This window comes from Escherichia sp. MOD1-EC6300 (assembly GCF_002965045.1).
GTDB lineage: Bacteria > Pseudomonadota > Gammaproteobacteria > Enterobacterales > Enterobacteriaceae > Escherichia > Escherichia coli_F.
This window is the reverse complement of sequence record NZ_PTRH01000006.1, coordinates 50607-62133: the sequence shown is the minus strand read 5'-3', so window position 1 is coordinate 62133 and position 11527 is coordinate 50607. Positions and strand designations below refer to the sequence as shown.

Sequence of the window (11527 nt, the reverse complement as noted above, 5' to 3'; positions counted from 1 at the left end):
ATGCCGCGCAAAGGATAATCAAATATTAAGATTTATTTTTTAGAATGCCGACCATATACCGCCCAGGTAATCACTACGCAGGCGATATAGAAAATCAAAAATACTTTCATTGCGCCGACTGGCGAACCCGTTAATGCCAGCGAGCTACCGAACGCTTTCGGGATAAAGAAGCCACCAATCGCGCCAATCGCAGAGATGAAACCCAGCGCCGCCGCCGTGTCGGTTGCCGCTTCACGCATCGCACGTTCGTCAGAACCCCCTTCTGCTTTCACGCGATCCATTGTCAGTTTACGGAAGATCACGGAAATCATCTGGAAAGTGGAACCACTACCCAGCCCAGCTGTCAGGAACAGCGCCAGGAAGACTGCGAAGAACGCCATAAAGCTTCCGCCCTGTCCGTCAGTCGGTAAGGTCAGGAACAGCAGGCCGCTGAAAATCGCCATCAGGATAAAGTTCACCAGTGTGACACGAGTTCCGCCCAGACGGTCAGATAATGCACCACCTGCAGAACGCGCCAGCGCACCAATAAACGGCCCGAAGAAAGCGTATTGCAGAATCTGAACATCCGGGAACTGCGTTTTTGACAGCATCGCAAAGCCCGCGGAGAAGCCGATGAAGGAGCCGAAGGTTGCCAGATACAGCAGGCTCATAATCCACAGATGACCCCGTTTGAGTACCGGCAACTGCTCCTTGATGGAGGCTTTTGAGGTAGCAAGATCGTTCATGCCAAACCACGCCGCAATGGTGAAGATGGCAAGGAACGGCACCCATACCCAGGACGCATTCGCCAGATACAGCTCAGTCCCATCCGGCTGTTTGACACCCTGGCTACCAAATACTGCGAAAATCGACAGTGATACCACCAGCGGAGCAACCAACTGCATGACGCTGACGCCCATGTTGCCCAGACCACCATTCAGACCCAGCGCGCCACCCTGCTTCTGTTTCGGAAAGAAGAAGCTGATGTTTGCCATACTGGATGCGAAGTTCGCGCCAGCAAAGCCGCACAGCAGAGAGATGATGATGAAGACGCTATAAGGCGTGGAGGTATCCTGCACGGCAAAACCCAGCCAGACGCAAGGAATAATCAGAATACCGGTGCTGAACGCCGTCCAGCGACGACCACCGAAGATAGGAACCATAAAGGAGTATGGAACACGTAACAACGCGCCAGAAACCGATGGCAGCGCCGTCAACATAAATAGCTGATCGGTCGTAAAATTAAAACCGACTTTCGGTAAGTTCACCGCAACAGCACTGAATAACATCCATACGCAAAACGCCAGCAGCAGACAGGGAACGGAAATCCACAGGTTGCGGCTGGCAATACGTTGACCGCGTTGTTGCCAGAACGCAGGATCTTCCGGTCGCCAATCTGTAATGACAGCTCCAGTAGCCCTTTCGGGGGCGGATGAGTGACTCATAGACACCTCTGATACTCGTTTCGATGTCTGCCACCTTAGTGTCTGTAGCTAAAGGCAATTTGATGTAAATCAAACGATAAGATAACTTTATCTATCATTGATATTTATCATTACCCATAGTGAGTACAGTGATTTCATAAAAATTATGAGATTTTTCACGGTGCTGTAAAATCCCTACCCTTACCGATGTAAAGCGACTTACCACGCGGCAAATAAGGAGTAACTCTTTCCGGGTATGGGTATACTTCAGCCAATAGCCGAGAATACTGCCATTCCAGAATGTATCGTCACATTCATTAAGGTTATTGCTCATTTAAAGCCTGAAGGAAGAGGTTTGCATGCTTAAACGTTGTCTCTCTCCGCTCACCCTGGTTAATCAGGTTGCGCTTATTGTGTTGCTTTCTACTGCTATTGGACTGGCAGGGATGGCAGTTTCTGGCTGGCTGGTGCAAGGCGTTCAGGGCAGCGCCCATGCGATCAACAAAGCGGGATCGCTGCGCATGCAAAGTTACCGTCTGTTGGCGGCAGTGCCATTAAGCGAGAAAGACAAGCCCTTAATTAAAGAGATGGAACAAACGGCATTTAGCGCCGAGTTAACCCGAGCAGCAGAACGAGACGGACAACTGGCGCAACTACAGGGTTTACAAGATTACTGGCGTAATGAACTGATCCCTGCGCTGCTGCGTGCACAAAACCGCAAAACGGTGTCAGCGGATGTCAGCCAGTTTGTTGCGGGGCTTGATCAACTGGTATCTGGTTTTGACCGCACCACGGAAATGCGCATTGAGACAGTGGTGCTGGTCCATCGGGTAATGGCGGTATTTATGGCACTGTTACTGGTGTTCACTATTATCTGGTTGCGGGCGCGACTGCTACAACCGTGGCGGCAGTTGTTGGCAATGGCGAGTGCCGTCAGCCATCGCGATTTTACCCAACGCGCGAACATCAGCGGGCGCAACGAAATGGCTATGCTTGGAACTGCGTTGAACAATATGTCTGCAGAACTGGCGGAAAGTTACGCCGTACTTGAGCAGCGGGTTCAGGAGAAAACCGCCGGGCTGGAACATAAAAATCAGATCCTCTCTTTTTTATGGCAGGCCAACCGCCGTTTGCATTCCCGCGCCCCGCTGTGTGAACGCCTGTCACCTGTACTCAACGGCTTACAGAATTTAACCCTGCTACGTGATATCGAACTGCGGGTGTATGACACTGATGATGAAGAGAATCATCAGGAGTTTACCTGCCAGCCAGATATGACCTGCGATGATAAAGGCTGTCAGCTCTGCCCGCGCGGTGTACTCCCCGTTGGCGATCGCGGCACAACCCTGAAGTGGCGGCTGGCTGACTCTCATACGCAGTACGGTATTTTGCTGGCAACCCTGCCGCAGGGGCGTCATCTTAGTCATGATCAACAACAACTGGTGGATACCCTGGTTGAACAACTCACCGCCACGCTTGCGCTGGATCGCCATCAGGAACGTCAGCAACAGTTGATCGTGATGGAAGAGCGTGCCACCATTGCGCGCGAACTGCATGATTCTATTGCCCAATCTCTCTCTTGCATGAAGATGCAGGTGAGTTGTTTACAGATGCAGGGCGATGCGCTGCCAGAAAGCAGCCGCGAACTGTTAAGTCAGATCCGTAACGAACTGAATGCATCCTGGGCGCAGTTGCGTGAATTGCTCACCACATTCCGCTTGCAGCTCACCGAGCCTGGATTACGTCCGGCGCTGGAGGCGAGTTGCGAAGAGTACAGCGCCAGGTTTGGCTTCCCGGTGAAGCTGGATTATCAATTGCCGCCTCGTCTGGTGCCTTCGCATCAGGCAATCCATCTGTTGCAAATTGCCCGTGAGGCATTAAGTAACGCCCTCAAACATTCGCAAGCGAGTGAGGTCGTGGTGACAGTGGCGCAAAACGATAATCAGGTCAAACTGACCGTCCAGGATAACGGCTGCGGCGTGCCTGAAAATGCCATCCGCAGCAATCACTACGGCATGATAATAATGCGCGACCGTGCGCAAAGTTTACGGGGCGATTGCCGCGTCCGCCGTCGTGAATCAGGTGGCACCGAAGTGGTGGTCACCTTTATTCCCGAAAAAACTTTCACAGACGTCCAAGGAGATACCCATGAGTAATCAGGAACCGGCTACTATCCTGCTGATCGACGATCACCCGATGCTGCGAACTGGCGTAAAACAGCTTATTAGTATGGCACCAGATATCACCGTGGTTGGCGAAGCGAGTAATGGCGAACAGGGTATTGAACTGGCGGAGTCTCTTGATCCCGATCTGATCCTGTTAGATCTCAATATGCCCGGCATGAACGGTCTGGAAACGCTGGATAAACTGCGCGAAAAGTCCCTCTCCGGGCGCATTGTGGTATTCAGCGTCTCTAATCATGAAGAAGATGTGGTCACCGCACTGAAACGCGGCGCGGATGGCTATCTGTTAAAAGATATGGAACCGGAAGATCTGCTGAAAGCATTGCATCAGGCAGCTGCTGGCGAAATGGTATTAAGCGAAGCATTAACGCCTGTTCTGGCCGCCAGCTTGCGCGCTAACCGTGCCACTACTGAACGCGATGTTAACCAGTTAACCCCACGCGAGCGCGATATTCTCAAGCTGATTGCCCAGGGTTTGCCGAACAAGATGATTGCCCGCCGCCTGGACATCACCGAAAGCACAGTAAAAGTGCACGTCAAGCACATGCTGAAGAAAATGAAGCTCAAGTCTCGCGTGGAAGCAGCAGTATGGGTGCATCAGGAGCGCATTTTCTGATTACGGTTCCCAGCGCAGTTCGTCGTTTGACAATGCGTCGAACGGTTCGACAAGCGTTAGCGTGATCTCATTGGAGGAGACACGCTGCCCCTGGTTATCTTCCACCACTACAGACAATCGCCAGCGATTGCTTGCCCCTTCCCCGTTTTGCCAGTCAGGCATGATCAGCGTCCAGCCCTCCGCGCTATTGGCTTGTGCGCCCGGCGTCAAACTTAATATCTGCGTATCGCCCTGCCAAATCAGTTGCCGAATACCATAACGACTGCGGATTTGTAATTTCAGCGGCACTGTTTCGCCAGGTTTTAGATCCCACGGCGGTGTTGCCAGAAACACCGTTAACGTTTTTCGCTGTCGGTACTCAAGAGTCGGTAGATTATTTCGCTGCGGATTATCATAGCGACTACCACGTAACGACTGACTTTCGGCAACCTCGCCCGCAGAAAGTTGTTTTTTGAGCGGGACACCAAAGCGGTAGTTAAGATTCAGCCCGAGGTTATTTTGATTCTCGCCACTTTCACCCTGTTTATGCTGGGCCGTCACCGTGACTAAGGGCACAGGGGTGTAATTTAATCCCAGACTCAATGCGACGGGATTGTGATAACCCGTACCAGAGTTAAACAAATCAACACGATCACCAAAATACTGTTCTACGCTGACACTGGTATTGAGGTGTTGATAGAACGGCATGCGCATCCGGGCTGTCAGGTCGTACCCGCGCGCCATCCGTTGTTCCTGCGTGGCTGTCTGTTCATGCCATGCAGCAAACGGCTGGTAAAAGTTTGCCGATAGTCGCAAATATTCGCCCCACGCTTCGGCACCAAAGCCCGCTCGCTGAAGATTTTCGTCCAGCAAGTTGTCATAAAAAGTATTATAACCCACCAGCCAGCTGCCGCGCGCCCAGCGTTGCCCAACGCCCACATTGCTCACCAGCCCATCATCCTGCTGAGTAAGACCCAGCTGGCTCCAGGTGAGATAACGCTCATTATCCTGTAAAGGCACAAACCAGCTTCCGCGACTGCCTGTGAGATGTCCTTCGTTATCCACTTTGACGTCAACACTGGCATTTCCCCACGGTGATAGCCAGGACTCTACGTGCTGATTAACCTGTTGACTAAGCGCGTCGCGGACTTTTCCCAATGCGAAAGCTTTTGCCTGCTCGCCAGTATCCAGCCCGTTATCATTCATACTGGTTTCGCCGAAATCTTTCACAATTTCAGCAAAGTGTTTTTCCCCATCATGATTTTCGGGAGCCATGCCTAAATCCGGCAGACCATCATTGTTATTATCAAAGGGATTTGCCGCTTTTTGCTCGAAGGTAGATTGTGCGTTAGCTGTACCGCCTGCCGCCAGCAAGAGTAAATAAAACGGAATAATGCGAGGAACGAAACGGCTCAAAACGTCGGTAACTTCCGGTAAAAAATGAAAAACCATAGCCTTAAAGAATAACGATTACTGGCAACTTTTGTCGTATTTTCTCGCGCTTTCAGGAAAATCCTTAAAAATGTGACCGATTGGTCAGACGCTGCAGAAGCAGTAAGATAGAAGATAAGTGTCTAATTCCCTGAATACAGGAGTAAATAATGCAAAAAATCGTGATCGTTGCCAATGGCGCACCTTACGGGAGCGAATCCTTGTTTAACAGCTTGCGGCTGGCCATTGCGTTACGAGAGCAGGAGAACAATCTGGATCTGCGTCTGTTCCTGATGTCTGATGCGGTCACAGCCGGGTTGCGCGGGCAAAAACCAGGGGAAGGCTACAACATTCAGCAAATGCTGGAGATCCTTACCGCTCAGAATGTACCGGTGAAATTGTGCAAAACCTGTACCGACGGGCGCGGGATTAGTACACTTCCTCTGATTGATGGGGTGGAAATCGGTACTCTTGTGGAACTGGCGCAATGGACGCTGTCAGCCGATAAAGTGCTCACATTTTAATGTTTGAGGGGGCGTCTGACGCCCCACTATGAGGGAAGTTTACTCAGGCGAATCCCGGCCGTAACACACCATCCGGATAATTCTCCGCCAGCAGTTTTTTTACCGAAACCAGCAAATCATTCAGCCCATCGTCCTGCATTCCCAGTTTGATAAGCTCCTGTTCCAGTGAAAACAGGTATTGTGCGTTGGTTCCCAGTGGACCGCTCGCCGCCGCAATCAACGGCGCGATGACCTGAGCGCGAGTGTCAGATTCATATTCTGGATGTCGCGGGTCCATAATAAACACAATGGCGTTTACTGTGCGTCCATCATCAAGATCAAGCTGACACCAGGTTGGCAGATAACAGCCGGTAATCATCTCGCGCTTCCACAACAGGGTTAGTTCCTGCTCCAGCGTCTCTTCTGGCAGTCGATAGGCGACGCCTGTGGTGCGTCCGCCCTCTTTCAGTGCAAGCATCCGTCCCGGCTGGTGCGCAGTCCCGCGCCCGGCGGTCAGGCGCAGGCAAAACGCGCGATGCCATCCAACCAGTGTACCGGTGCACGACTCGGTAAACTCCAGTGCCGGATTCCACATCAACGATCCATAACCGAAGATCCACACCGGTCCCTCATCAGGTCGACAAGCCAGCGTCGCCGCCAGCGAAGCCGCCCGTTGCTCTGCTGACCATAAGAGTGATTCTTCAATGGCACCAAATGCCGTTTTACAATCGGCATTCATCAAGAAATCACGCGTTATCACCTTACACCTCCGCCACTGCATACTTCCCTGCGACAACTTTTTGGTGTCTTCCGGACATTTTACTGCTCATTTTGAAACCATTAACGGGACAATATGCAATCCACGGACCACTTGCAAGACAACACCGCACGAATAGCTTTAACTAAGCTACCGGTTTTACGATTTTTTATGCCATTTATCATCATCCCCTTTGGCATATTCATGCTTCACAGCAGCCCAGGCCACTTTATGCGCGGTTTCTTCGCGACTGGCGTCATCACGCCGATCTTCTTTATCTTTATATTGATCCCATGCGCTGTTGAACGCTTCTTTATAGATATCCTGAGCATGAGACGGTAGCACGTGCTTTACGCTTTCCGGCAGATCGCTTTTCGTTTTATACGGCATCGTTGACTCCTTTTACAAAGTTAAACATTAAGTGTGGTCAACAATATCCACTCTTGCCAAAACATAAGAATTTTCATGTCAGACTCTTCTTAAGAAACGCTAAAACAAACATTGTCTAAACGCATTGCTTATTTTTATGGCCCGATGAGTAAAAAATCGACAGCGGGGTAAAAATTCGTAAAATGTTGCCGATACCCAGACACTTTCTGTTATTTTTCCTACCTATTTTTTACATTTTCGATAAATTCATCTGCAAAGGGATAACCATAATGTCAAATGCTCAAGAGGCGGTAAAAACCCGCCACAAGGAGACTTCGCTTATTTTCCCGGTTCTGGCGCTGGTAGTGCTGTTCCTGTGGGGAAGCAGTCAGACACTACCAGTGGTCATTGCCATCAATCTTCTTGCACTTATTGGTATTTTAAGTAGCGCCTTTAGTGTTGTCCGTCATGCGGACGTATTAGCCCATCGCCTGGGAGAACCTTACGGTTCGCTTATTCTTAGCCTTTCAGTGGTTATTCTTGAAGTCAGTTTGATTTCAGCTCTAATGGCAACTGGCGACGCCGCACCGACGCTAATGCGTGATACGCTCTATTCAATCATTATGATTGTTACCGGTGGACTGGTTGGCTTTTCATTATTGTTGGGCGGACGCAAGTTTGCCACCCAATATATGAATCTGTTTGGTATCAAGCAGTATTTAATTGCGCTGTTCCCCCTGGCGATAATCGTACTGGTATTTCCAATGGCTCTGCCTGTGGCGAATTTTTCAACCGGTCAGGCGTTACTGGTAGCATTAATTTCTGCGGCAATGTATGGCGTATTTTTGCTGATCCAGACCAAAACGCATCAAAGTTTATTTGTCTACGAGCACGAAGATGACAGTGATGATGACGACCCGCACCACGGTAAACCGTCTGCCCATAGCAGCCTGTGGCATGCTATCTGGTTGATTGTCCATCTGATTGCCGTTATTGCAGTCACCAAAATGAACGCCAGCCCGCTGGAGACATTGCTCGACAGCATGAATGCCCCTGTCGCCTTTACTGGCTTCCTGGTGGCTCTGTTGATTCTGTCGCCGGAAGGTTTAGGTGCGTTAAAAGCAGTGTTGAACAACCAGGTCCAGCGCGCGATGAATCTGTTCTTTGGTTCAGTGTTAGCAACCATTTCGCTTACCGTACCTGTCGTCACGCTAATTGCCTTTATGACGGGTAACGAATTGCAGTTTGCACTTGGTGCGCCAGAAATGGTGGTGATGGTGGCCTCTTTAGTGCTGTGCCATATCTCCTTCTCCACCGGACGTACTAACGTGCTCAATGGCGCAGCGCATCTGGCACTGTTTGCCGCCTATTTGATGACGATATTTGCCTGACAGTTATATCTCCTCCGATGACAGAAATCGGGGGAGATAATATAAATTCCTGCTTATTGTATTTCTTCATACTACCTGAACAGGTCGTTAATCAGAATTGCGAGCCTGTACCACAACCTGCACGAAACCACTGCAACAGCTGTTGAAAAGCCGGAATGTACTCTTTATTGCAAACATTTCAGGGATGAAGTGAAGATGAATTGAGACGTAATATCCACACCAAGCCGGCGTTATCCGGTGAGGCGCAATGTTGCGGGGGCTTTATCCCTGGTGGCATTGGTTGCTGGAAAGAGAAAACCCCCGCACGTTGAGAGGTAAAACCTGACAACAGAACGGGGGCTAATCTTGAACCATCAACAATTCAAGAATAGCCGCAAAATGTTGTCATTACAACAAGGCGGCTATATGACGCTCGCGCAGTTTGCCATGATTTTCTGGCACGACCTGGCGGCACCGTTCCTGGCGGGGATTATTACCGCAGTGATTGTCAGCTGGTGGCGTAACCGGAAGTAAGGTGAAAACGGGCGTCAGGCTGCCGTGATGGCAATATGCGCCCGAAACCGGCCGCAGGGGTAACAGCCTGCGGCCCTTTTTGTCTTTATCTCTTCTGCAAGTAAATATTGGCAACCCGAGCTGGAAGCATCATCCAGAGCACTCATGAAACGACTGTAACAACTGTTGAAAAACCGGAATGCACTCTTCATTGCAAACATTTCAGGGATGAAGTGAAGATGAATTGAGACGTAGTATCCACACCAAGCCGGAGTTATCCGGTGAGGCGCAATGTTGCGGGGGCTCTATCCCTGGTGGCATTGGTTGCTGGAAAGAGAAAACCCCCGCACGTTGAGAGGTACAACCTGACAACAGAACGGGGGCTAATCTTGAAACCAGACACTTCAAGAATAGCCGCAAAATGTTGTAATTACAACAAGGCGGCTATATGACGCTCGCGCAGTTTGCCATGACTTTCTGGCACGACCTGGCAGCACCGATCCTGGCGGGAATTATTACCGCAGCGATTGTCAGCTGGTGGCGTAACCGGAAGTAAGGTGAAAACGGGCGTCAGGCTGCCGTGATGGCAATATGCGCCCGAAACCGGCCGCAGGGGTAACAGCCTGCGGCCTTTTTTGTATCCGGCCCCATGAAAAAAGCCTTAACGCAGAACGCTAAGGCTTTAGTTTTCAGGCAAAAAAGATTACTTGCTGGTATCCAGTTCTTCGAAACCTTTCACCAGGTCATCAATCGCTTTCATCTGCTTGAGGAACGGTTCCAGTTTAGCCAGCGGCAGCGCGGATGGACCATCACATTTCGCATGTTCCGGATCCGGATGCGCTTCAATAAACAGCCCCGCCAGACCTACCGCCATACCGGCACGTGCCAGCTCAGCCACCTGAGCACGACGACCGCCGGAAGCTGCGCCAAACGGATCGCGGCATTGCAGTGCGTGGGTCACGTCGAAAATCACCGGTGAATTACCAGACACTTTCTTCATGATGCTGAAGCCCAGCATATCAACAACCAGGTTGTCATAGCCGAAGTTAGCACCGCGATCGCAAAGAATCACTTTATCGTTGCCGCCTTCTTTGAATTTATCAACGATATTACCCATTTGGCCTGGGCTGACGAACTGTGGTTTCTTGACGTTAATTACCGCACCGGTTTTCGCCATTGCCTCCACCAGGTCAGTCTGGCGAGCAAGAAACGCCGGCAACTGAATCACATCCACAACATCAGCAACGGGCTGTGCCTGGCTTGGCTCGTGAACGTCAGTGATAATTTTTACGCCAAATGTCTGTTTCAGTTCCTGGAAGATTTTCATCCCTTCTTCCAGACCTGGTCCACGATAAGAGTGGATGGAGGAGCGGTTGGCTTTGTCAAAAGAGGCTTTGAACACGTAAGGGATACCCAGTTTCTGGGTCACGGTTACGTAGTGCTCGCAAATGCGCATCGCCAGATCGCGAGATTCCAGCACGTTCATACCGCCAAACAGCACGAACGGCAGATCATTTGCTACGTTGATGTCGCCAATGCTAACCACTTTTTGTTTCATAGGATCGCCTTAATCTTGAGTAAAATGTCGATTAATTAATGCAGCACAATATGTTTATGCGCGATGTTATTTATTTGCGCACGGATCATTTCGCTGATCGGGTCTTCCGGACACTGTTCAACGAAATAACTTAAATCGTTCAACGCAACGTGTTCGCAATCCAGTTGCGCATAAATCAACCCGCGATCGCGAATTTCATAGGGATCTTCCGGGTTAAATTGTAATAAAGCTTCGCTGGTGCGTAATGCCAGCTCCATCTGATTTTCTTCCATCAACGAGGCTTTGAGTGTGTCCAGCAATTTGCGGATTACCTCAATGTTATCAGCTTCATCAAGATCTTCATAAAACAGCTCCGCCGACGGGCTGATATTTCCCTTTAACCAAACGTCCAGCATATGTTCGCTTAACGATTCACCGTTAAAAGGATTAATCAGCCAAATTTCGCCATCCGGACATTCAATGCGCAGTATCAGCTGCGTAGGGAAAATCACCGGCAGCAGCGGCAAATCAAGACGATTAGCGACCCACAATAAAACGGCGCCTAATGATACCGCACTGCCCTGCCGATTCTTTAATACCTGGTCCAGCCATAATGCATCGGAAAGACGATAAACGCCGCGTGAGGCTTTAAATCCCCAGTCGCCGTAAAACAGCGCGATCAGTTTTTCCAGCTGCTCTTCTAAAGGCAGAAGCTGGCTGATTTCTTCCTTCGCCAGAGTAACGAGACGCTCCAGTTCGTCGTAAACATCTTGCGAGGGAAAATCGCGACGGATTGCTTCGCAAGCCAGGATCATGCCTTCGCACAATGGCGCTTTATTAAATTCGAAATCAGCTAACGATCTCAT

The 11527-nt window shown here is 50.3% G+C and carries 12 protein-coding genes; 6 read left to right on the top strand and 6 right to left on the bottom strand.

The genetic code is table 11. The annotated features are described in order from the left end of the window. Window positions 1-32: 32 nt before the first annotated feature. Window positions 33-1424 carry a nitrate transporter NarK gene (gene narK, locus BGE37_RS11250; RefSeq protein ID WP_000019836.1) on the bottom strand — a complete coding sequence of 464 codons (1392 nt, stop codon included), beginning with the start codon at window positions 1422-1424 and terminating at the stop codon, window positions 33-35. A gap of 338 nt (window positions 1425-1762) precedes the next feature. On the opposite strand from narK, the gene narX reads away from it, so the two are divergent. Further along, the gene (gene narX, locus BGE37_RS11240; protein ID WP_000918048.1) at window positions 1763-3559 is read left to right on the top strand and encodes a nitrate/nitrite two-component system sensor histidine kinase NarX; all 1797 of its coding nucleotides are present in this window, start codon (window positions 1763-1765) and stop codon (window positions 3557-3559) included. After that, window positions 3552-4202 (top strand): two-component system response regulator NarL, encoded by a 651-nt coding sequence (narL, locus tag BGE37_RS11235; protein ID WP_000070491.1) that lies wholly within the window; start codon window positions 3552-3554, stop codon window positions 4200-4202. Before narX ends, narL begins: the two co-directional genes overlap by 8 nt. On the opposite strand, the gene ychO is transcribed toward narL, so the two are convergent. Further along, the gene (ychO, locus tag BGE37_RS11230) at window positions 4203-5597 is read right to left on the bottom strand and encodes an inverse autotransporter invasin YchO (protein WP_105277415.1); all 1395 of its coding nucleotides are present in this window, start codon (window positions 5595-5597) and stop codon (window positions 4203-4205) included. It lies immediately after the preceding gene. 185 nt (window positions 5598-5782) lie between these two features. Here ychO and ychN point away from each other — a divergent pair, with 185 nt between their 5' ends. Further along, a complete protein-coding gene (gene ychN, locus BGE37_RS11225) occupies window positions 5783-6136 on the top strand; it encodes a DsrE/F sulfur relay family protein YchN (protein WP_001169659.1) in 354 nt (117 codons plus the stop codon). A 43-nt stretch (window positions 6137-6179) separates the two neighbouring features. On the opposite strand, the gene chaC is transcribed toward ychN, so the two are convergent. Both chaC and chaB read right to left on the bottom strand, forming a co-directional pair. Next, the gene (chaC, locus tag BGE37_RS11220) at window positions 6180-6875 is read right to left on the bottom strand and encodes a glutathione-specific gamma-glutamylcyclotransferase (RefSeq protein ID WP_001295621.1); all 696 of its coding nucleotides are present in this window, start codon (window positions 6873-6875) and stop codon (window positions 6180-6182) included. Window positions 6876-7031: 156 nt separating this feature from the next. Then, a complete protein-coding gene (gene chaB, locus BGE37_RS11215) occupies window positions 7032-7262 on the bottom strand; it encodes a putative cation transport regulator ChaB (protein WP_001146444.1) in 231 nt (76 codons plus the stop codon). Between the two features lie 269 nt (window positions 7263-7531). Between chaB and chaA the strand changes: the two genes are divergently transcribed. The 3 genes from chaA to BGE37_RS11195 all read left to right on the top strand — a co-directional run bounded on the left by chaA (window position 7532) and on the right by BGE37_RS11195 (window position 9680). Continuing rightward, window positions 7532-8632, top strand: a complete 1101-nt coding sequence (chaA, locus tag BGE37_RS11210) for a sodium-potassium/proton antiporter ChaA (RefSeq protein WP_001306585.1) — start codon at window positions 7532-7534, stop codon at window positions 8630-8632. 405 nt (window positions 8633-9037) lie between these two features. Further along, window positions 9038-9145 (top strand): type I toxin-antitoxin system toxin Ldr family protein, encoded by a 108-nt coding sequence (locus BGE37_RS11200; protein WP_123057329.1) that lies wholly within the window; start codon window positions 9038-9040, stop codon window positions 9143-9145. Window positions 9146-9572: 427 nt separating this feature from the next. After that, window positions 9573-9680, top strand: coding sequence for a type I toxin-antitoxin system toxin Ldr family protein (locus BGE37_RS11195; RefSeq protein WP_000170965.1), 108 nt, complete (start codon window positions 9573-9575; stop codon window positions 9678-9680). Window positions 9681-9827: 147 nt separating this feature from the next. Here the strand turns inward: BGE37_RS11195 and kdsA are convergent, their stop codons facing one another. Both kdsA and sirB1 read right to left on the bottom strand, forming a co-directional pair. After that, window positions 9828-10682 carry a 3-deoxy-8-phosphooctulonate synthase gene (gene kdsA, locus BGE37_RS11190; RefSeq protein WP_000811058.1) on the bottom strand — a complete coding sequence of 285 codons (855 nt, stop codon included), beginning with the start codon at window positions 10680-10682 and terminating at the stop codon, window positions 9828-9830. Between the two features lie 35 nt (window positions 10683-10717). Beyond that, complete coding sequence (gene sirB1 / locus BGE37_RS11185) at window positions 10718-11527, bottom strand: invasion regulator SirB1 (protein ID WP_001257058.1); 810 nt, start codon at window positions 11525-11527, stop codon at window positions 10718-10720.